The sequence below is a fragment of the Ewingella sp. CoE-038-23 genome, from assembly GCF_040419245.1.
GTDB lineage: Bacteria > Pseudomonadota > Gammaproteobacteria > Enterobacterales > Enterobacteriaceae > Ewingella > Ewingella allii.
Window position 1 is genome coordinate 100,159 of the sequence record NZ_JAZHOH010000002.1, and the last position, 20,878, is coordinate 121,036.

The 20,878-nt window shown below is 54.3% G+C and carries 25 protein-coding genes; 11 read left to right on the forward strand and 14 right to left on the reverse strand.

All coding sequences use genetic code 11. From position 1 onward, the window contains the following. Positions 1-10 precede the first annotated feature (10 nt). Together V2154_RS22875 and V2154_RS22880 are read left to right on the forward strand one after the other, a co-directional pair. Positions 11-355, forward strand: coding sequence for a hypothetical protein (locus V2154_RS22875; protein WP_353504156.1), 345 nt, complete (start codon positions 11-13; stop codon positions 353-355). Positions 356-372: 17 nt separating this feature from the next. Next, positions 373-942 (forward strand): glycine zipper family protein, encoded by a 570-nt coding sequence (locus V2154_RS22880; RefSeq protein ID WP_353504157.1) that lies wholly within the window; start codon positions 373-375, stop codon positions 940-942. 25 nt (positions 943-967) lie between these two features. On the opposite strand, the gene kup is transcribed toward V2154_RS22880, so the two are convergent. The 4 genes from kup to V2154_RS22900 form a co-directional block, all read right to left on the reverse strand. Then, on the reverse strand, positions 968-2,836 hold the full coding sequence (gene kup, locus V2154_RS22885) for a low affinity potassium transporter Kup (protein ID WP_353504158.1): 1,869 nt from the start codon (positions 2,834-2,836) through the stop codon (positions 968-970). A 136-nt stretch (positions 2,837-2,972) separates the two neighbouring features. After that, positions 2,973-4,154 carry a sugar transporter gene (locus V2154_RS22890; RefSeq protein ID WP_353504159.1) on the reverse strand — a complete coding sequence of 394 codons (1,182 nt, stop codon included), beginning with the start codon at positions 4,152-4,154 and terminating at the stop codon, positions 2,973-2,975. 152 nt (positions 4,155-4,306) lie between these two features. Continuing rightward, entirely contained in the window at positions 4,307-4,630 is a 324-nt protein-coding gene (locus V2154_RS22895) for an AzlD domain-containing protein (RefSeq protein ID WP_353504160.1), read from the reverse strand. Beyond that, positions 4,627-5,295: an AzlC family ABC transporter permease gene (locus V2154_RS22900; RefSeq protein WP_353504161.1), complete on the reverse strand. Its 669-nt coding sequence runs from the start codon at positions 5,293-5,295 to the stop codon at positions 4,627-4,629. The genes V2154_RS22895 and V2154_RS22900 overlap by 4 nt, the downstream gene beginning before the upstream one ends. A gap of 115 nt (positions 5,296-5,410) precedes the next feature. On the opposite strand from V2154_RS22900, the gene V2154_RS22905 reads away from it, so the two are divergent. Next, the gene (locus tag V2154_RS22905) at positions 5,411-5,959 is read left to right on the forward strand and encodes a helix-turn-helix domain-containing protein (RefSeq protein ID WP_353504162.1); all 549 of its coding nucleotides are present in this window, start codon (positions 5,411-5,413) and stop codon (positions 5,957-5,959) included. A gap of 64 nt (positions 5,960-6,023) precedes the next feature. On the opposite strand, the gene ompC is transcribed toward V2154_RS22905, so the two are convergent. From ompC to V2154_RS22940, 7 genes are all read right to left on the reverse strand, one after another. Beyond that, the gene (gene ompC / locus V2154_RS22910; protein ID WP_353504163.1) at positions 6,024-7,184 is read right to left on the reverse strand and encodes a porin OmpC; all 1,161 of its coding nucleotides are present in this window, start codon (positions 7,182-7,184) and stop codon (positions 6,024-6,026) included. Between the two features lie 483 nt (positions 7,185-7,667). Further along, the gene (locus V2154_RS22915) at positions 7,668-7,871 is read right to left on the reverse strand and encodes a hypothetical protein (RefSeq protein WP_353504164.1); all 204 of its coding nucleotides are present in this window, start codon (positions 7,869-7,871) and stop codon (positions 7,668-7,670) included. A gap of 141 nt (positions 7,872-8,012) precedes the next feature. Continuing rightward, a complete protein-coding gene (locus tag V2154_RS22920) occupies positions 8,013-8,582 on the reverse strand; it encodes a GNAT family N-acetyltransferase (protein ID WP_353504165.1) in 570 nt (189 codons plus the stop codon). Between the two features lie 51 nt (positions 8,583-8,633). After that, positions 8,634-9,485 (reverse strand): metal ABC transporter permease, encoded by an 852-nt coding sequence (locus tag V2154_RS22925; protein WP_353504166.1) that lies wholly within the window; start codon positions 9,483-9,485, stop codon positions 8,634-8,636. Continuing rightward, a complete protein-coding gene (locus tag V2154_RS22930; protein WP_353504167.1) occupies positions 9,482-10,351 on the reverse strand; it encodes a metal ABC transporter permease in 870 nt (289 codons plus the stop codon). Before V2154_RS22930 ends, V2154_RS22925 begins: the two co-directional genes overlap by 4 nt. Next, positions 10,348-11,145 carry a metal ABC transporter ATP-binding protein gene (locus tag V2154_RS22935; protein WP_353504168.1) on the reverse strand — a complete coding sequence of 266 codons (798 nt, stop codon included), beginning with the start codon at positions 11,143-11,145 and terminating at the stop codon, positions 10,348-10,350. Before V2154_RS22935 ends, V2154_RS22930 begins: the two co-directional genes overlap by 4 nt. Then, entirely contained in the window at positions 11,142-12,083 is a 942-nt protein-coding gene (locus V2154_RS22940) for a metal ABC transporter substrate-binding protein (RefSeq protein WP_437342047.1), read from the reverse strand. Before V2154_RS22940 ends, V2154_RS22935 begins: the two co-directional genes overlap by 4 nt. A gap of 190 nt (positions 12,084-12,273) precedes the next feature. Between V2154_RS22940 and mntR the strand changes: the two genes are divergently transcribed. The 3 genes from mntR (at position 12,274) to V2154_RS22955 (ending at position 13,697) form a co-directional block, all read left to right on the forward strand. Continuing rightward, the gene (mntR, locus tag V2154_RS22945; protein WP_396132107.1) at positions 12,274-12,717 is read left to right on the forward strand and encodes a manganese-binding transcriptional regulator MntR; all 444 of its coding nucleotides are present in this window, start codon (positions 12,274-12,276) and stop codon (positions 12,715-12,717) included. Between the two features lie 178 nt (positions 12,718-12,895). Then, on the forward strand, positions 12,896-13,285 hold the full coding sequence (locus V2154_RS22950) for a polymorphic toxin type 44 domain-containing protein (RefSeq protein WP_353504170.1): 390 nt from the start codon (positions 12,896-12,898) through the stop codon (positions 13,283-13,285). Continuing rightward, a complete protein-coding gene (locus V2154_RS22955; protein WP_353504171.1) occupies positions 13,263-13,697 on the forward strand; it encodes a hypothetical protein in 435 nt (144 codons plus the stop codon). Before V2154_RS22950 ends, V2154_RS22955 begins: the two co-directional genes overlap by 23 nt. Positions 13,698-13,736: 39 nt before the next feature. On the opposite strand, the gene V2154_RS22960 is transcribed toward V2154_RS22955, so the two are convergent. After that, positions 13,737-14,363, reverse strand: coding sequence for a TetR/AcrR family transcriptional regulator (locus V2154_RS22960; protein WP_437342051.1), 627 nt, complete (start codon positions 14,361-14,363; stop codon positions 13,737-13,739). Positions 14,364-14,539: 176 nt separating this feature from the next. Between V2154_RS22960 and V2154_RS22965 the strand changes: the two genes are divergently transcribed. Beyond that, positions 14,540-15,754, forward strand: coding sequence for a Tm-1-like ATP-binding domain-containing protein (locus V2154_RS22965; protein WP_353504173.1), 1,215 nt, complete (start codon positions 14,540-14,542; stop codon positions 15,752-15,754). A 12-nt stretch (positions 15,755-15,766) separates the two neighbouring features. Further along, a complete protein-coding gene (locus V2154_RS22970; RefSeq protein WP_353504174.1) occupies positions 15,767-16,597 on the forward strand; it encodes a phosphoenolpyruvate hydrolase family protein in 831 nt (276 codons plus the stop codon). 69 nt (positions 16,598-16,666) lie between these two features. Here V2154_RS22970 and V2154_RS22975 read toward each other — a convergent pair whose 3' ends face one another. Together V2154_RS22975 and V2154_RS22980 are read right to left on the reverse strand one after the other, a co-directional pair. After that, positions 16,667-17,080, reverse strand: a complete 414-nt coding sequence (locus V2154_RS22975; RefSeq protein ID WP_353504175.1) for a hypothetical protein — start codon at positions 17,078-17,080, stop codon at positions 16,667-16,669. 55 nt (positions 17,081-17,135) lie between these two features. After that, on the reverse strand, positions 17,136-17,423 hold the full coding sequence (locus V2154_RS22980) for a HigA family addiction module antitoxin (protein ID WP_353504176.1): 288 nt from the start codon (positions 17,421-17,423) through the stop codon (positions 17,136-17,138). Between the two features lie 195 nt (positions 17,424-17,618). Between V2154_RS22980 and V2154_RS22985 the strand changes: the two genes are divergently transcribed. The 3 genes from V2154_RS22985 (at position 17,619) to V2154_RS22995 (ending at position 20,852) form a co-directional block, all read left to right on the forward strand. Further along, positions 17,619-18,617 (forward strand): LLM class flavin-dependent oxidoreductase, encoded by a 999-nt coding sequence (locus V2154_RS22985; protein ID WP_353504177.1) that lies wholly within the window; start codon positions 17,619-17,621, stop codon positions 18,615-18,617. Between the two features lie 11 nt (positions 18,618-18,628). Continuing rightward, the gene (locus V2154_RS22990; RefSeq protein ID WP_353504178.1) at positions 18,629-19,192 is read left to right on the forward strand and encodes a GNAT family N-acetyltransferase; all 564 of its coding nucleotides are present in this window, start codon (positions 18,629-18,631) and stop codon (positions 19,190-19,192) included. Positions 19,193-19,271: 79 nt separating this feature from the next. After that, entirely contained in the window at positions 19,272-20,852 is a 1,581-nt protein-coding gene (locus tag V2154_RS22995; protein WP_353504277.1) for an ABC transporter substrate-binding protein, read from the forward strand. The last annotated feature ends 26 nt before the right edge of the window (positions 20,853-20,878 follow it).

The window sequence follows — 20,878 nt, forward strand, 5'->3', positions numbered from 1 at the left end:
CGAGGTGGTTATGAAAAGGCTATTGCTGCTGTTGCTGGCCGCAGGTGCAATGATGTCGGTGGCACAAACTTCTTACGCCTATGGCTATTATGGCCACGGGTATTATGGTCATGGTTATTATCACGGCTGGTACGGCCCGAGGGTGATCATTGGCGCACCTTGGGGGCCTCCGCCGCCGGTCTATTACGGGCCGCCTCCGGTGGTCTATGTGACACCGTCACCTCCGCAAACCTATGTGGAGAAAACCCCTAATTACGCTTACTACTGCCAGAATCCAGCGGGTTACTATCCGCACGTTCAGCGCTGCGCGCAGGGCTGGATGAAAGTGGTGGTTGGCGATTCTGCACCGCGCTAAGCCTGAGTGAATCAATCATGAAACGTCTCTATCAATTAGCCCCTCTGGCGCTGGTGATGGCACTGGCGGGCTGCGTGGCGCCCCCTTCGGCGCCGGAAGTTCAGGTTTTACCAGGCAGCACCAAGAGCTACGGGCAGTTTAGGCAGGATGATATGTTATGTCGCAACGCGGCGCAGAATAGCGTGAGCGGCGGCGCGCAGGCGGCATCTAACAGTGCAGCTGGCACGGCGGCAGCGGGAACGGTGGTCGGTGCAGCGGCGGGCGCTTTGATTGGCGCGGCATCGGGCCATGCCGGGCAGGGGGCGCTGATCGGCGCAGGCAGCGGCCTGCTGGTGGGAAGCGCCATGGGCAGTAATACGGCGGGAATGAGCAGCGACGATTTACAAGATCAGTACGACGTTATCTACACCCAATGTATGTACGCCAAGGGCAATAAAGTGCCGGTGGCTTATAGCTACGATGAACCAAGATCGGGGCAGTCAGAGGTTCCCCCTGATTACCACCCCGCTTCTGATCCAAGCAGCGTGCCACCCGATTATAATGGGGGCGTGCCTGACAGCAACGCGCCGCCAGACTATCGTCCATAAATAATTGATTGCTTGATAAAAAAACTTAAAACTTCACCATGGCGCCAAGTTCAATAACGCGGTTAGGCGGGAGCTGGAACTGATCCGGCGCCCGCAGCGCGTTACGCTGTAACACTTGGAACAGCTTGCCGCGGATCTGCAAATACCATGGGCGTTTGTCCAATACCAGCGTGTCGCGCGACATAAAGAATGAGGTGTCGCTCATGGTGCAGCGCAGCCCATCCTGCCCGCAACGATAGAACACATCTTCCAGATTGGGCGTCTCGCGCCAGCCATAGCTCGCCACCACGCGCCAGAAGGATGGCGACAGGTGCTCAATGGTCACGCGCTTCAGATTATGCACATAAGGCACATCGGCGCTGCTGATAGTCAGCAAAATGATGCGCTCGTGCAGCACTTTGTTGTGCTTTAAATTGTGCAAAAGCACTAGAGGCACGGCATCCGGCGCGCGGGCCATAAACACGGCAGTGCCCGGTACGCGGCGCGGCGGGGATTTTTCGAGGGAGGTGATCAGCGCGCTCAGGGCATCCGGGTCTTCACGCAGGCGGCGCAACAGCCGCGAACGCTCGGTGTGCCAGGTGATCATGACAAGCAGAATGCTCAGCCCCAGCGCCACCGGCAGCCAGCCGCCGGAGAACAGCTTGGTGAGGTTGGCGGCGAACAGCGGGATATCAATCATCATCAGGAATGCCAGCAGCAGCAGGCCCCAGCGCTTCTTCCAGCCCCAGTTTTTAATCGCCACAATGCACAGCAGGATGGAGGTCAGCAGCATGGTTCCCGTCACCACGATGCCGTAGGCCGACGCCAAGTCGCTGGAGTGTTTGAAGCTGATGATCACAATCAGCACCGCCACGTACAGCAGCCAGTTCACCACCGGAATATAGATTTGCCCGGATTCGACGTCGGAGGTGTACACAATGCGCATCGGTGGCAGATAGCCTAAACGCATCGCCTGACGAGTCAGTGAAAACACGCCAGAAATGACGGCCTGGGAGGCGATAACCGTTGCCAGAGTGGCAATAATCAGTAGCGGAACCAGCGCCCAGTCAGGAGCCAGTAGGAAGAAAGGGTTTTTGATGGCCTCCGGGTTGCTCATCAACAGTGCGCCCTGCCCGAAGTAGTTCAGCACCAGCGATGGCGCCACCAGCAGGAACCACGCAATGCGGATAGGCTTTTTACCGAAGTGGCCCATGTCGGCATACAGCGCCTCGGCCCCGGTCACGGCCAGCACCACCATGCCCAGCGCGAAGAAGGAAATGCCTTTGAATTCAATAAAGAAGTGCAGCGCCCAGTAAGGATTCAAGGCTTGCAGCACGCCCGGATTATACAAGATGCCGCCAATGCCCATCACGCCCAGCGAGACAAACCACAGCACCATCACCGGCGCGAACAGCTTACCGACGCTGCCCGTGCCCTTCTTCTGGATAACAAACAGCAGGGTCAGCACGGCAATGGAGATGGGGATGATAAATTTATCTAGCGAAGGCGCGATGATCTCCAGCCCTTCAATGGCCGAAAGCACCGAAATGGCTGGCGTGATCACCCCATCGCCATAGAAGAAACTGCCGCCAACCAGCCCGAGGAACACCACGGTGGCGTACCAGCGCGGGTTGATATCGCGCACCGCCAGCGACATCAGGGTCAAAATCCCCCCTTCGCCGCCGTTATCGGCACGCATCACGTAGCCGATATATTTGAATGATACCACCAGCATCAGCAGCCAGAAAATCAGCGACAAAAAGCCGAAAATAGATCCTTGGGTCATGGTGATCCCAGCCTGGCCGGTCAGACATTCGCGCAAGGTATAGAGCGGACTGGTACCAATATCACCGTACACTACGCCGATGGCCGCCAGCGTGACGGCAGGCAACGGCTGCTTCTTTTGTGCATGCATAGATGAGTGATTCGCAAAGTAAAAGGACCGGAAACACCGGCTAATGTTGGGAGTATAGTACCGACATGGGTCGGTACTGTTAATGATATGTTTCTTTGATGGTTATTTGCGAGCTAAGAAGCAAAAGCGAGGCCGATCATACGGTCCGCAGTTGGGGGTAGCGGCGCAGGATAAACAGGCACCATGCCAGTGAAATGCAGCCCATCGCCCCGCCGACATAGCCCACGTCCGACAGTTCAAGATGCATAATCACCTGATTGCCCAGCAGTGCACCCGCGCCAATCCCCAGATTGAAAATCCCTGAGAACAGCGACATGGCGACGTCGGTGGCATCCGGCGCCAGCGCCAGCACGCGAATTTGCATCGCCAGCGCGATAGCCATCATCCCAATGCCCCACAAAACGGTCAGCGCAGAGATGCTGAAAGCACTGGTCGAGGAGACCAGCAGCAACAGCATTGAAACCGCGATGATAGTGATAGCGCCGACAAAGAACGCCGTCGGGAATTTGCTGCCCATCACGCTAAATAGCGCACTGCCCAAAATGCCTGCTCCGCCGAAAATCAGCAGTAAGAAGGTAGTGAAATCTTCACTCATTTTAGCGACATTCTGCACGAACGGCTCAATGTAGCTGTACGCCGTGTAGTGCGAAGTGACGATCAGCGCGATCAGCAGGTACATCGACACCAGCGCCGGTCGTTTGAACAGCATCGGCACGCTGCTCAGAGAGCCGCTGTGTTCGCTTGGCAGTTTCGGCAGCAGGCGACTCAGGCTGATTAAGGTGATCAGCGCCACGACGCCAATCACCCCAAAGGTAATGCGCCAGCCAAGATATTGACCAATCACCCGCCCGAGCGGCAGGCCGAGCACCATCGCCAGCGCGGTGCCGGTCGCCAGCATACTCAGAGCCTGCGTTTTCTTGCCCGCCGGGGCGACGCGAATGGCCAGCGATGAAGTTATTGACCAGAAAATCGCGTGCGCCAGTGCAATCCCAATGCGCGATACCACCAGCGAGCCGAAGTCCCAGGCCACCACCGACAGCACGTGGCTGAGGATAAACAGGCCAAACACCGCCATCAGCAGCAGGCGGCGCTCGACGTTGCGGGTCAGCAGCATCAGCGGCAGCGACATCAGGGCGACCACCCAGGCGTAAATGGTCAGCATCAGGCCGACCTGCGCGGTTTCCATAGAGAAAGAGCTGGCGATGTCTGATAACAGGCCGACGGGGACGAATTCGGTGGTATTAAAAATAAACGCGGCGATAGCTAGCATGATGACGCGTAGCCACTCGGTTTTGCGCGAAACGTTATGTGATTGCATTGAGATGTTGGCTTGTAAGTGATGGGTTAACTGCTTGTTTAATGACGGCGAGAAATGTCATTTTTTGTGACGAGTATTGTGTTTTATTTCGGCCGGAATGAAAACCGCTAAATCCGGGCTGCGATAAATTTATGCTCCCTCAGAGCAGAAATTCAAGGTAAACCCAGCCAGCGGGCCAGTGCGGTGACCGCGGCGGCGGAGAGGATCACCGCAATCAGCGGCACTTTTCGCCACGCCAGCACCGCCGCCACCCCTACTCCCAGCAGACGCGCCAACCCGGCGAAGTGTTCACCTTCCAGCAGCGTGGCAATCACCGCCACTGAGAGCAAAAGCGTGGTCGCGGCGTCGGCAATCAGTGCGCGAGTATTGTCGGTGAAGGTCATCCGCGATCCGAGCTTGAAGCCGACAAAGCGAAATGCATAGGTGCCCACGGCCAAAAGCGCGATGCCACAAATGATCAATGTGTGTTGATTCATGATTTTTTCTTCCTGATAGCCAATCCGAGCAGGGAAAACAGCACCGGCATACCGACAGGCACAAAAGGCACTGCCGCGAGTGAAATCAGCGCGCCCGAGCAGGCGGAGACGATGGTTTTGGCATTTTTCAGCGCTGGAAGGGTCAACGCCAGCAAGATGGCTGGGAAAACGGCATCAAGGCCGATAGCCTGCGGATCCGGGATAATTTGCCCAATCGAGCCGCCGATAATCACCCCCAGCGGCCAGCAGAGGGCAATGCCCAAGCCGCACAGCCAAAAGGCAGCTTTGCACTCTTCCTTGGTTGGCTGAGACACGCCGAATACTACACTTTCATCATTGACGATGTGGCAGCCCAGCAGGCTCTTGGATTTAGTGCCGACCAAATCTTTCACCGCAATACCAAACGGCAGATGGCGCGCATTCACCAATAAACCTGCTGCTGCGGCGGCGAACGGGCTTCCGCCACTCGAGACAATACCGATAAAGAGAAACTCAGAGGCCCCGGCCAGCACGAAAACGGAGAGCGCCATCGGCACCCAAAAAGGGAAGCCAACGCCGGTTGCCAGCGAGCCGTAGGATATGCCGACAATACCATCAGCCAGACAGACCAGAATGATGGCCTTAATGGTCCCCGATTTCAGTGCAGAAAATTGATGAAAATGCATTTTTCAATCTCATAACGAACAAACAGGCTGTTATAATGAACACATTAAAATCGTTTTACAAGTCGAACGATTGTTCGTTATAACGGTTATCGCTATCTTTATTTAGGCTAAATCTATGATCCAACCCATCGACATTATTGCCAGCTCTCTGGTCAGGGAGCGCCAGCGCACAGGCTTATCACTGGCGGAAGTCGCCAGACGCGCGGGAATTGCCAAATCTACCCTCTCGCAACTCGAGGCGGCCAATGGCAACCCCAGCATTGAAACCCTGTGGGCGCTATGCGTCGCGCTGGAGATCCCCTTTGCGCGCCTGATGGAGCCGCAGGTCAACAAGTCGCAGCTGATTCGACGCGGCGAAGGCCCTGCGGTCATTGCCGAATTAGCCAATTATAAGGCCGTGCTGCTGGCAACCTGCCCGCCGGGATCGCGACGGGATATCTATCTGCTGAGCGCCGAGCCGGGCGCCGATCGCGTATCAAAACCCCATTCGCCGGGATCGGTGGAGCACATTATTGTCACTCAGGGTCAGGCGTTGGTCGGGCTGACGGAGGAGCCCTATGTGCTAAACGCGGGGGATTACATCAGCTATCCGGCAGATCAGGAGCATATTTTCCGCGCGCTGGTACCGGATACGCTGGCTGTGTTGGTGTCTGAGCAAAACTAAACGTTGGACATAAAAAAGCCCGCCATGGCGGCGGGCTTGGGGTAACGCGTTTTCAGGCTGAGGTTTAGAACTGATAAACCAGACCCACGGCGACCACGTCGTCCGTTGAGATGCCGTTGTCTTTGTAGAAGCTGTCGGAGTCATCCAGCAGGTTGATTTTGTAATCAACATAGGTCGACATATTTTTATTGAAGTTGTAAGTGGTACCCACTGACACGTATTTCACCAGATCTTTATCGTTGTCGACATTGGTGGTGTTAGTGTTCAGGTCCTTACCTTTAGATTGCAGGTAAGAGACCTCAGGGCGCAGACCGAAATCGAACTGGTATTGTGCAGTGGCTTCAAAGTTCTGCGTTTTGTTGGCGACGTTGCCGTCATTGTCTTGGGTGGTGCCGTTTGCCAGAGTGGTTTTACCGCCACCGTACATGGTCATGTTACGGGTTTCAGAATACATGGTTGCCAGATACAGGCTGTTGGCATCGTATTTCAGGCCCACGGTCCAGACGTCTGCTTTGTCGCCTTTAGCAGTGGTGCCGCCATTGGTTTGGTCATTAGTACGGTCGGAAGAGGCAAATGCCGCACCCGCGCTGATACCCATACCAAAGTCATAGCTGGTGGACATACCGTAGCCATCACCATTCTGGTGGCGCACGTCACGGCTGTTGTTCGTGCCTTCGCCATTGTTAGTGCCGTCGTTTGCGCCTTGGTATTGCAGCGCGAAGTTCAGGCCTTCAACCAGACCGAAGAAGCCGTTATTACGGTAGGTTGCCACGCCGTTAGTACGGCCAACCATGAAGTTATCCGCAGTGGTATAGGTGTCGCCGCCGAACTCAGGCAGCATATCCGTCCAGGATTCAACGTCGTACACCACGCCATAGTTACGGCCGTAGTCAAATGAGCCGTAGTCACCGAATTTCAGGCCCGCGAAGCCGAGACGCGTGGCGTTTTTAGAAGAGCCACTGCTTTCAGTATTGTTCGCCTGAACGTTATATTCCCACTGGCCGTAGCCTGAGAGTTGATCAGAGATCTGGGTTTCACCTTTGAAGCCGAAACGGGCATAAGACTGGTCGCCGTCTTTTGACGCATCGTCAGAAAAATAGTGCAGACCATCAACTTTGCCGTACAGGTCTAATTTGTTGCCATCTTTGTTATAAACTTCAGCCGAATGTGCAGCGTTTGTAATCAGTAATGCTGGGACCAATAGTGCCAATGCTTTTAATTTCATGATCTCATTCCTTTTATCATTCAAATGAATTTTTTTATATTCAATATAATAAATTTGTATATATTATATTTCCTTCTAATAATAACGACAGAGTTCCCCTTGGTATTAATTAATTTTCTATAAATAGATTTATTATTTATTGCTAACTATTTCTTTTGGCTTTAATTATTTGTTTGGTGAATGTATTTAATTTGAATATTCTAAATATATATTAATTTGCGGCGTAAAAAGACAAAGGCGGGAATTAGCGGTTAAATGTGTCAAAATTTAGGCAATAAAAAAACCCATAACTGATATCAGTTACGGGCTCCACAATTGAGAGAAAAATCACATTTACGACGAGGTCAGAGAGAACTAAGGCTAAAAGTGTTGAACATTTACTGCACTACTACTCGGACTACCAGGAGAAAGATCAGGAATTACAGCTGATGGGTGATGCACAGCTCATTCCAGTAACTAAAGCGTACCCTATGCCGGTAAAAGCTATTTTGTGCGATACCAGGCTGGGTCAACTCTTTCCATTGAAAAACTGCCCATTTCGATACCATATAAGCTTCCTGTAGGGATTAAGGCTTCCATCATGCGCGTGCTGTCCTGTGAAGGTTCAGTGAGAAATGCGGTTAAACATTTATCTTTAACGCGTTGCCAAAAGGTTGTTGATGAAGAAAACGAGTTTTTCTGCGTCATGATGTCGGCCCCTTGCTAAATAAATTTCTGAAAGAGAAATGCGTTTTGCGTCGCTCTTCGTTGAAACCAGTTAACAATGGAATGAAGCAGAAATAAAATGACGATTTCTGCTTTCTATATCTGCGTGATGACTATGAGGATTTAGCGATTTTTATAAAAGGAGAGGACGCGGCGCGGCTCAAAAGTGAAAATAACATACTCGCGGCGGTTCATGCTGATGGTATCAAATTCAGTCATCGGATAATGGCGATGGATAGCCAGCGACTTCTGATTCTCTTTATCGACAAAAGCCACGCCAAGCGCGAAACGATTTTGTAGGTTTTCGCAGATATGGATGAGGAGCTGGGTCAATATCCCTTTGCCGCGAAATTCCCGCCGCACGCTCACTGGCCCGTAGAGGAAAATCTGATCGGCCGGAACCTTGCCGTTACTGACCACGGCGTTGTAAGTCGCCTGCGCCACCCCGTGCTTGGCCAGCTTACCGAGCGAAGTCATTGCTACCCCCGCAATCACCGGCTGTCCGTCAACCTGCTCTTTGCAAACAAAAACGCCGACGCCGTCCTGAAAGGTTTTCAGCAAGGACTCGTCCATATTGCCCTGAGTAAATCCCTCGTTAGCTCGCTGCTCGGAAGAGAGGTTCTCACCCTTGGATTCGCTCAGAATGTGCAGGATCTCCTGCACATCGGCATGACCTGATTTAATGATTTCCATGAACACTCCTGAAAAGGGACTCTGCCGTCAGTATGGCAAAAATCTTACTTTTCAGGCGATCTTTTCAGCGCGGCGGGTGGGGATTTTACGTAATAAATAGCCTGCCAGTGCCAGTAAAAAGAGGGTTGCCTGCACCAAAACGATGGCCGGGCCAGTCGCGGCATCAATATAAAAACTGATGAAAGTCCCGGCAATGGCGGCAATCAGTGACGTTGTCACAGCAACCAGCAGCATTTTAGGCAGCGTTTTGCACAACAGAAAAGCTGTGATCCCCGGCGTGATCAGCATGGCAACCACCAGCACAACCCCCACCGCCTGCAAAGCGGCGACAATGGTTAATGCCAGCAAACAGAGCAGCGCGTAGTGGTAGAAACGCACCGGCAGGCCTATCACCTTGGCTTGTACTGGGTCGAAGCAGAACAGCGTCAGATCTTTAAATTTCACCAGAATAGCCAGCGTTACGCCGCCAGCAATCACCAGCGTTTGCAGCATTTCGCTGTCAGTCACGCCGAGCACGTTGCCAAAAAGTATGTGGCTTAAATGCTGTTCAGTGTTAACGCGGGAGAACAGCACCAGTCCCGCTGCAAACATGCCTGAGAAAACAATGCCCATCACCGAATCTTCTTTCACGCGGCAATGCTCTTTGATGTAGCCCGTCGCCACGGCGCAGAATAAGCCGGAAACAAAAGCGCCAATCACCAGTGGAATGCCCGCCAGAAACGCCAACACCACGCCGGGCAGCACCGCGTGCGAGATGGCATCTCCCATCAATGACCAGCCTTTCAAGACCAGAAAGCAGGAGAAGATAGCGCACACGATGCTGGTCGCCATGGCGGTCAACAGGGCGCGCTGCATAAAGACGAAGCCCATCGGCTCCATCACCAGGTCAAACCATGAGGTCATGAGGCACTCTCCTTGTGCTGCGCCTTAGCTCTGATACGAAAGTGATTCGCCAACCAGCCGTGCTTAGGCGCGAAGATGAAGGCCAGCAGGAAGACGCTGGTCTGAAGGCACACAATCACCCCGCCGGTGGCACCATCGAGGTAGTAACTGAGCCAGGCTCCGACCGCGCTAGTGACGGCACCGATGGCGACGGATAACAGCAAAAGGTGGGAGAACCTGTCGGTCAACAAGTAGGCCGTCGCACCGGGTGTGATCACCATGGCGATCACCAAAATCGCCCCGACGGTTTGCAGCGCCGCCACGCTGCAGGCGCTGAACAGGGTGAAGAAAATCACTTTCAGCCACAGGGGCGATAAACCGACTGAGCGGGCATGGGCTTCATCAAAAAATACGGCAAGCAGGTCGCGCCAGATAACACACAGCACCAGCAGCGAAACGCCGACGATGATTTGCACCTGCAAAATATCGGCGTCGTCGATGCCCAAAATATTGCCAAAAAGGATGGACTGCACGTTCACCGAGGTGGGATTCAGTGATACCAAAAGCAGGCCCAGCGCGAAGAAGGAGGAGAAGACAAAGCCGATGATGGCATCTTCACGCAGCCGGGTGTAATGGCGCAGCAGGGTCATGGAGAGCGCGGCCAGAATGCCGGTGCCGAAAGCCCCAATGGCATAGGGAAAGCCCAATGCGTAAGCCCCGGCGACACCCGGAACCACGGAGTGCGACAGCGCGTCGCCCATCAGTGACCAGCCTTTCAACATTAAGTAAGCCGAAAGAAACGCACACACCGCGCCGACCCCGGCGCTTACCCAAATGGCTTTCACCATGTAGTTATAGTGGAAAGGTTGTAGCAGTAGCTCGATCATTGCACCAGCCTCACTGGCGATGGGCGCTCGGCCACGCGTTCTTTCGCCAGATAGTCAATATTGCGCATTGCGCCGCCAAAGGCGTGCTCTAAATTGGCGTGGGTAAAGGTGGTTTCCAGCGGCCCTTTGGCGATCACCGTTCGGTTGATCAGCACCACGCGGTCGCAGAAATCCGGCACGCTGGCGATGTTGTGGGTCGATACCAGAATCAGGTGTCCCTCATCGCGCAGCTGCCTGAGCAGGTCAACAATGGCATTTTCAGTTTTGATGTCGACGCCGGTAAAAGGCTCATCCAGCAGCATCACGCTGCCCTGCTGCGCCAGCGCGCGGGCCAAAAATACCCGTTTCTTCTGCCCGCCGGACAGCTCGCCGATTTGACGCTGAGCAAGATCGGTCAGGCCGACCCGCGCCAAGGCTGAAGCAACTTGCTTCTTGTCCTCTTTAGAAGGAATGCGCAAGAAGGACATTTTGCCGTAGCGCCCCATCATCACCACGTCACGCACCAGCACCGGGAAGTTCCAGTCGACGTCTTCTGACTGCGGCACGTAGGCGATAAGGTTCTGGCGCAAAGACTTGGCAACGTCCATTTTGTTAAGCGACACGCTGCCGGTGGTCGGGCGAACAATGCCCATAATGGTTTTGAACAGCGTCGACTTGCCGCTGCCATTTACCCCCAGCAAGGCGCAAATCGAGCCTCCTTCCAGCCGGAAACTGGCATCTTCAATCGCCGTGTGGCCATTGTTATAGGTCACACTGACGTTTTCTACATTGAGTTCTAAAGTTTCTGCTGTCATTGGCCAAACCCTTTTGCCACTGTCCCGACGGTGACTTTCAGCAAATCAATATAGGTTGGCACCGGACCTTCGGCTGTCGACAGTGAATCGACATACAGCACGCCGCCATAGGCCGCGCCGGTCTCCTTGCTCACCTGTCTGGCGGGCTTATCTGAAATGGTGCTTTCACTAAACACTACCGGAATATGTTTCTCGCGCACCAAATCAATCATCTTTTTGACCTGCTGCGGCGTGCCCTGCTCTTCGGCGTTAATAGGCCAAAGGTAGGCTTCCTGCAAACCGTAATCCTTCGCCATATAGCTAAAAGCCCCTTCACTGGTGACTAACCAACGCTGCTCGGCCGGGATTTTCGCCAGTCGGGCACGCAGTGGAGCATCTAATTGGCTAATTTTCTCTGAATAATCTTTAGCATTTTTGTCATACACCTCGGCATTGGCCGGATCGTACTTCACCAGAGCGGCGCGAATATTCTCGACATACACCAAGGCATTTTTGGACGACATCCAGGCGTGAGGATTGGGATTGCCAAGGTAAGGCCCCTCTTGGATCGGCAGCGGCGTAATGCCGTCAGTGACCGTCGCGGAGGGCACATTTTTGATATTTTCGAAGAAACGCCCGAACCAACGCTCAAGATTAAAGCCATTCCACAAAATCAGATCGGCGGATTGGGTTTTGACGATGTCACGCGGCGTCGGCTGGTAATCATGGATTTCCGCCCCCGGCTTGGTGATGGATTCAACCGTGGCGGCGTCGCCCGCGACGTTCTGCGCGATATCCTGAATCACGGTGAATGTCGTGACGACTTTGAATTTTTTCTTTTCTTTATCAGCAGCCTGCGCATTGCCACCCAGCAGTGCGACCAGCATGCCGATGAGCATCAGCCGTAACTGAAACGGGGTAAGGCTGAACAGTTTCCAAACACTTTGTTTTCTCTCCATGAAATTTCTCCTGTGTGCTCTTTTGCAGCGTGGCGACGTTTTATTACACAGATATAGCATAGGCTATACTCCTTAGCCAATGCAAAGTTTGCAAAAATTGGTGCTAGCGCCAGCTTGGTTTACAATATCAATCCCTGTCGCCGTAAATGGCGGCGGTAAAAAACCGTTGAGCAAGAAAGAGGCAAGCGTTGTGAATGAAAAGAAGGTGAATCCTTTACTGGATGTTGAAGAGCACGCTCAGGGTTTTTTACAAGTGCGAGAAGCGCATCGCCGCGAACTGATGGACGACTATGTCGAGCTGATTTCGGATTTGATTCGTGAGTTTGGCGAGGCCAGACAGGTCGACTTGGCAGCCCGTTTAGGCGTATCTCAACCTACAGTGGCAAAAACCCTCAAGCGCTTGGCCAGTGCGGGATTGGTGCGTCAACTTCCCTATCGCGGGACTTTTCTGACGCCAGAGGGCGAGAAACTGGCGGCGGAAAACCGCGAGCGCCACAACGTAGTTGAAGCCTTCTTTATCGCGTTAGGCATCAGCCCGGAAACCGCCCGCCTCGACGCCGAAGGCGTTGAGCACCACGTCAGCGATGAAACCCTCGAAGTCTTCCGCCGATTCACCGAGCAGAATAAGAAGTAACTCCCTTCCCCATGCCATTATGGAACTGAGAGCCATGCTCTCAGGTTTCATGCAACTTCCCATTTTCTTGGATTGTGAATGTCCCTGCATCAACAAAACGGTATTTCATTTTCGGATTTTTTGGCTCAAATGATGCTGGTATGATCTGCTTAAAACTACAAAATAACAGGGAGTTATTATGGCATCAGTTCCATTATCAGGACCAGGTTCGATAGTTGTCATAAACAATATGCGGGAAGCGAGACAACGCGGAACATCAAGAAACGCAGCAACTGCAAGCACGTATTATTGGTTTTATCAAAAGGTCAGAGGCCGCGGTCCTTGGGACTACAAACAATATAATCCTTACTGGCAGGACTTCGGAAATTTCAACTTTGGAGCGGCGGGTTTTGCTGCCGGCATTCCGGAAAAAACGCTGTTAATGGGAGCTGGTTTTGCGCAACAGCGGGCCGGTACATCAAAACCAGAATGGGGAAAATGGACCCAAAAACCCCCGTATGGTGATGACCCTACCGATCAACGTAACATTAAATGGGGAATAGAATATGCCATTCAAAATGGGTACTAAATGGCTGCCATGGATTGTCATTGCGGGGATTTTGGTTGTACTGATGGGGTTATTTTTGAATGTCTCAAGCACGGATAACCGAGAAGAGGATTTATTGCAGCGTGCCTCAAAAGTCAGCGACCGTATGTGGTTGTACGTGACGAAAAGTCAAAGCGGTGGCGCAACGGTTCCTACGCAATATCACTTCTATTTAGCAGGTGAACTGAATGGTAGTGAACACGAAATAGTGAAACATCTGGCTGAGGGTGTTCCCTTTCTCTCGGGCACGGGAACTATCTCTGAGATTCGTCGCGAGGCGGATAATCGGGTTGTCGTCGCTTACAGCGGCAAGGTGTTCTCGCTCAGTAACGAAGCGAGCTATGAAGACGGGGGGCAGCAGATCACGGTTAGTCTCAGCTACCACCTCAACTAATCGCAAAATGCCCGCGCAGTGCGGGCACCTAAGGCCCTCTCACTCCTCCAGCCGCGCATCTTCCTCAGCCTGCCGCAAAATAGCCTTGGCCATCCACTGGGTGAGATCTTGAATTTCGCCGTCACCGACGTGCCAGATATCTTTCATCACCATAAACACTTCCGAGCCGTAAATTAGCGAAAAAGCGTGCATGGTGCGCTGTAACGCTGCTGGCGAAAGCCTGTCTTCCAGGGGGGCGAGCACCCTTTTCAAAATCTTTTTGCGGTTGCCGCGTACCAGCGTCTCTTGGGTATCGGGATCGCGACGCTTTTCTGACCATTGTTGCAGAGATAACTGTAAAGCCGCGCGTAAAACGCCTTCATGTTCTAGCATTCGTGGGTACGCAAAACTCAGTAACTCGGCGATACGTTCACCGGCGTGGGCATGCTGCGGATCCCACTCGATGATTGGCCGCAGGCTTTCTTCCACCATGGCGGCGACCAGCGCACTCTGCGTGGGAAAGTAGCGATACGCCGTCGCGCGGGAGAATCCGGCACTGGCGGCCACTTCGGTTAGCGTAGGTAATGCTCCACTTTCTGCCAGACGCATGGCCGCGGCCACCAGCTTCTGCTGGGTGCGGGTCTGGGCTTCGGTCAGGGCTACCGGCGTATGAATAGGAGTCAAGATAGGGTTTCCACCTAGGAGTCTAATGACGCAACTTTAACAAAAAATGCCTGCTGGAAAAGCAAAATCACCGAAATGTAAATTTTATGAGACTCGAGTCTCAAATGTGTATGATGACCTTGCTCTAGTGAGACTTGCGTCTCATTATGCGGGGATATTAATCAAAAAAGGATGTCCTGATGAACGCAAAACAAGCCAATGTTTATGTTGCTACCACCACCGATACCAAAGGCCGGGAACAGGCTTTTGTGGCGGATTTAATCCGCGCGACGGGGGTTAACGTGGTCACGGTCGATTTATCGACAAAGCACAAAACCCATGACGGTCAGGCTGATATCAGTGCCGCCGCCGTCGCTGCGTTTCATCCTCAGGGCATCGATGCGGTTTTCTGTGGCGATCGCGGCAAAGCCATCAGCGCCATGGCGCAGGCGTTCGAAGTCTTTATCGCCTCACGGACTGATGTGGCGGGCTTGTTGGGCCTAGGTGGCTCTGGGGGCACGGCATTAATCACCCCGGCGATGCAGGCTCTGCCCGTTGGCGTGCCGAAGTTGATGGTGTCGACCATGGCTTCTGGCGATGTCTCGGCGTATATCGGCGCGAGCGATATATCCCTGCTCTACTCTGTGACTGACGTCGCGGGTTTGAATCGCATTTCGCGTAAAGTGCTGGCTAACGCCGCGCACCAAATAGCCGGCGCGGTACTGTTTTCTCACCCAGAAAGCCAGGATGACAAACCGGCGGTTGGCCTCACCATGTTTGGCGTCACCACGCCGTGCATTAATAGCGCCAACGAATTGCTAGAGAGCGAATTCGACTGTCTGGTGTTTCACGCGACAGGCAGCGGCGGTAAAGCGATGGAGAAATTAGTCTCCAGCGGGTTGCTATCCGGCGTGCTGGATTTAACGACCACGGAAGTGTGCGACCTGCTGTTCGACGGCGTACTGGCCTGCGGCCCGGAGCGTTTCGACGCCATCGCCCAGACTGAAATCCCCTTCGTGGGATCGTGTGGCGCCTTGGATATGGTCAATTTTGGGCATATTTCCACGGTCCCGGCCAAGTATGCCGACCGCCAGTTTTATGAACATAACGCGCAGGTGACGCTGATGCGCACCACGCCGGAAGAAAACGCCGAAATGGCGAGATGGATCGGGGAAAAGCTCAACGCCTGCGAAGGCGAAGTGCGTTTCCTGATACCAGAGGGCGGTTTTTCCGCTCTAGATGCAGTCGGGCAACCCTTCTGGAACCCCGATGCGTTGAATGCTTTTGCTAACACCTTGGAAAACACCGTAAAACAGACCGCGAAGCGGCGTGTAATTAGGCTCAACTGCAACATCAATGATCCAGAGTTTGCAGAAACGGCAGTAGGACTTTTTAAAGATATTGCTCAACATTAAGGGAAAACCATCATGGCTAAATTTGAACGACAGGCGCTACTGGCAAAATTCCGCGAAATGATCGCGCGTCGCGAACCTATCATTGGCGGCGGCGCGGGAACCGGCCTTTCGGCAAAATGCGAAGAAGCGGGTGGCATTGACCTGATTGTGATCTACAACTCTGGGCGTTATCGCATGGCCGGGCGCGGCTCTTTGGCAGGCTTACTGGCCTATGGCAACGCCAACGAGATTGTGGTGGATATGGCGAAGGAAGTGATCCCGGTGGTAAAACACACGCCAGTTCTGGCCGGTGTCAACGGCACAGACCCTTTCTGCCAGTTCGACAAATTCCTCGATGATTTGAAAGCCCTTGGCTTTGCCGGTGTGCAAAATTTCCCCACTGTCGGCCTGATTGACGGCAACTTCCGCGCGAACCTGGAAGAGACCGGCATGGGATACGGACTGGAAGTGGACATGATCCGCCTCGCTCACCAAAAAGACATGCTGACCACGCCTTACGTATTTAGCGCGGCGGACGCCATCGCCATGACCGAAGCCGGTGCTGATATCATCGTGCCGCACATGGGGTTAACCACCGGTGGCAATATCGGCGCGGGCACCGCGTTGAAACTCGAAGACTGCGTACCGCTGATTAATGACTGGGCCAAAGCGGCGAAAGGCGTGCGCGAAGACGTGATTGTGCTGTGCCACGGCGGACCGATTTCTTCTCCACAGGATGCAGAATACATCATGCAGAACTGCCCGCAGGTTGACGGTTTCTACGGTGCCAGCTCAATGGAGCGCCTTCCGACCGAGGTGGCACTCACCGAAACGACGCGTCAGTTCAAATCATTGACTCGCTAAGGTTTTAGTGACTAAAAGCCCGGTGATTGCAGCTATCATCGGGCTTTTTTATGTCATTTTTGGCGCTGATTAAGGTCTGGCGTCCGCCGCGCCCGGCCAAATCCCTTCACACAGGATTTTGGCGCAGCCGATGCTTTGCTGGTGGCGAGCCGCCGCGTCGCCCGGCTCCTCCTTCATTTGATCTAGCATGCCAACAAAGCAGCGCGCCATCCACCGTGCCGACAGGTCTTGACGAAACAGCCCGCTCTGCTGGCACCCGGCTAACAGGCTGCTAATGGCCTCAACCAGCGCGATTTTATGGCTATCGCCAAATGCCTGCTGGGTCAGCGCCGCGTCTTGAGTCAAGAAATTCAGCAGCTTGCGAAAATGCAGGGCAATGCGGTCAATAACCTGATTGTCCGGCGTATTGGGCGCGAGCGACAGGCTAGCCATCAAGGCATTGAAGCGCTGGTCAAAATCTTGGTTGGGGGTTTGTTGTGTCATGGTGGACCTAATTATGGGACGGGTTTGCAGCCCTTCTGTCTTTCAATTTATATCGCTATGCCGTTTGCAATCGGTGCAGTTGGGAAACGTCCACCACCTGCCTCGCCTGCCACAAATCATAATCATTCTGCATGCCGAGCCAGACATATTCAGAGCTGCCGATCACTACCGAGAGACGAATGGCCATTTCAGGCGAAATATCGGACTTCCCGGCAAAGATCCTCTGAACCGTCGAGGGCGCAACCCCCAACTCTTTCGCCAAGGCACGGGTACTCAGGTTTAACTCTTCCATGGTTTCTTTCACAAGAAGCCCCGGATGCGGTGGGTTATGCATGGTGGCCATTAATGATAATCCTTATCTTGGCACAACAGAAAGTGGCATCTTAAACCAAGTTATTGGGCAATTACTTCTATTTCCTCGCCATCCCTATCTCATTTCGCGCAACTTCATAGCAACTATTGTTGTTTTACAACTTTCTAACCTGCCTTTAATAATCGAACCCATACCGTAGTCAGGGAACATAAGGACAATAACGAGATGGGTTACCGATTAAGTCTGCTGGAAAAAAGTCCAATCGATGAAGGTGAGAGTGCCAGCGGTGCGCTGAAACGTACGCTGGAATTGGCGCAGAAGGCCGAGCGCTGGGGCTATCACCGCTTCTGGCTGGCAGAGCATCACAACACTGACAAGCTGGCTATTTCCTCGCCGGAAGTGGTGATTGCCTGGATCCTCGCCCACACCCAGCGCATTCGCGTCGGCTCGGGCGGCGTGATGTTGCAGCACTACAGTCCTTACAAAGTGGCGGAAAACTTCAACGTCCTCTCTTCCCTCGCGCCGGGCCGGGTAGATTTAGGCGTGGGTAAAGCACCGGGCGGATTGCCGCTCTCTACTCGCGCGCTGCAATATGCCGTGGATCCGGCCCTGAAAGGGGATTTTGCCGATCAGCTGCGCCTGCTCGACGACTGGCTAAATGCCAAGCCGAATGACACTCAGGGCGATACCCTGCTCGCCACGCCGCTGCCGCCGCAGACTGCCGGACGCTTCCTGCTCGGTGCCAGTGAGCAGAGCGCCCGTCTGGCGGCCAGCCTGAACTGGAACTTTGTGTTTGCCGCGCATTTAAATGGCGACCAGACCGAAATCGGCCGCGCCCTCTCAGCTTACACCCATGACAGTCAGGGGCGTCGCGCGCTGCTGGCCGTGTCGGTGATTGTGGCGGAGACGGCAGCGAAAGCCGAAGAGCTGGCCGCAGACAAGCAGGCTTTCCGGGTGATTGGCAGCGACGGTCAGAGCGTCACCGTGGGCAGCGTGGCACAGGCCGAGGCTTACATTCGCCAGTCCACCGCCGCCTCGCACAAGATTGAAGAGCGCGTTTCGTCGATTCTGACCGGCACCGCCGAGCAGGTGCACCATCAGCTCGAAGAGCTGCAGGCGCGCTATGGCGTGGAAGAGTTTGTGATCGACACGCCGCTGGCTCAGCCACAGGCGCGTTTGGCCTCGCTCGAACTGCTCGCCGCAGAGAGCCGGGCGCTGGCTTAGGGGGGTAACACATGAGTCAACGTATCCGTCTGGCCCGAGAAGATGAGGCCGCCGAGCTGCATGGCCTGCTGCAACGCGCTTACTCGCCGCTGCTGAAATTGAACATTCACTTCACCATTACCCGCGCCAGCGTGGAGGACGTGCGTGAGGTGATCCGCAATGAAACCACCTATGTGCTGGAAACCGAGCAAGGCATCACGGCGACCCTCACCACTCGCTTTCCTTGGACGCCGACCAGCAAGAAAGAGTACGCGCCCTGGCCTTTCGTCCACTGGTTCGCGGTGGATGAGAATGCCAAAGGCCACGGCTATGGCGGCCAGATCATGACGCATGTCGAAAATACTTTTCTGCGCGACACCCTCAAAGTGCCCGCCGTCTACCTAGCGACCGCCATTCGCCACCCTTGGCTGACGGCGCTCTATCAGCGTCGCGGCTATGAGCCTTTCCACACGGCGGTGAATCCGCTAGGGGTGGAACTGGTGTACTTACGCAAAATCCTCAACACCTCGCTCTATGAGGCGCAGGCGCAAAAAGAGTTCGTGCGCACCGTGCCCGAGGCCAAGCTTTTCGTCTAAATGCCGTTTTAACTTATTGATCTCTGGGAAAACAATGAACCTGATTAAACCCACTATCGGGCTAACCGCCCTTTCGTTAATGGCGCTGTCTGTCAGTTATTCTGCCTTTGCCGCCGATGAAAAACCGCGCAGCGGCGGCTCTCTAACCTGGGGCGTAGAAACCGAACCCAATACTTTCAACCCGCAGCTTAACGGCCAGTCGAAAGCCGAACTGATCCTGCGCGTGGCCTATGAATCCCTGCTGGCTCGCAAGCCAGACGGCTCCTATATTCCGTGGTTGGCCAAGGGCTACAGCCTGTCTGACGACGGCAAAACCTACACTTTCACCCTGCGCCCTGACGTCACTTTCTCCGACGGCAAAAAGTTTGATGCCAACGCCGTGGCGGAGAACTTCCGCCATGCGCAGGACCCGGCGTACTGCGCCGGTTCTAGCCTGTGCGCCATTGCCAGCCGTATCGAGAGCGTCACCACTCCGGATGAAAACACGGTGGTGATCACTCTTAAGCAGGTGTACGCGCCCTTCCTCTCTTTCGCCGCCGGGCTGAAATTGCTCTCTCCGGCCTCGTGGTCCTCTCCGCAGCTTAAAGCCGGTGGGCCGGACTTGGCGGGCACCGGGCCGTTTATCCTCAAGCGTTATGAGAAAGGCCAGCAGGTCGAGTATGTGAAAAACCCGGCCTACAACTGGGCGTCGGCCAATGCCGCGCACCAAGGCCCGGCCTATCTCGACAGCGTGACTTATCGCTTCCTGCCTGAATCCTCAGTGCGCACTGGCGCGCTGCTTTCTGGTCAGGTGGACGTGATTGAGGGGATTTCCGGCAATGACGCCGGAGAATTCAAAGATAACCCAGACTTCACCTACCAACATGCGCTGAACACCGGCACGCCTTACTCCTTGTTTCTTAACGTGACTTACGGCCCAACCCAGGAAGTAAAGGTACGCCAGGCGCTGTTGCAGGGGCTGGATGTCGGGCCGATTTTGCAATCTATCTATCGCGGCGAGCGCACGCGGGTGTGGGGCATCACGTCGCCAGTAGACCCGCTGTATGACAACAGCCTCGACGGCAAATATGGCAATAACCCGCAACTCGCCAATTCACTGTTGGATGAGGCGGGCTGGAAAACCCGCGACGGCGAGGGCTTTCGCACCAAAGACGGCAAACGCCTGAGCATTGAGATCATTCAGGCGCAGGCCACGGTGCGCGACCAGCGCGATGTGCTGCTGCAAGCCCTTCAGGCGCAGGCTCGCCAGCGTTTGGGTATCGAACTGAAGATTCGTTATGTCGACTCCGGCACCTACACCGATGTGCGCAATACCGGGCTGTTTGGCTCGATTGCTAACTCGAACACCGACACCGACGGCATTGATATTGAAAACCACTACCTGCCAGTGAAAGGCGGCGGTGCCATCAACTATAGCCGTACCGATGCGCCAGAAATCGCCCCTTGGCTGCACGGCGCGGCGCAAACCCTCGATAACGACAAGCGCAAAGGCTTTTATGCCCAGTTGCAGGAGTTTGCCATCGTGCAGCAGGCCTTCGCCATCCCGCTCTATGAGCCGGAAGACCAGATTGCTGCCGCGTCTTACGTCCACGGTGTCAGCTTTAGACCTTTCAAGCAGATGCCTGAAAACGCCTATGACGTCTGGCTGAGCGACCATTAAATCGCGCCGAACTGAACTGTAAGTGA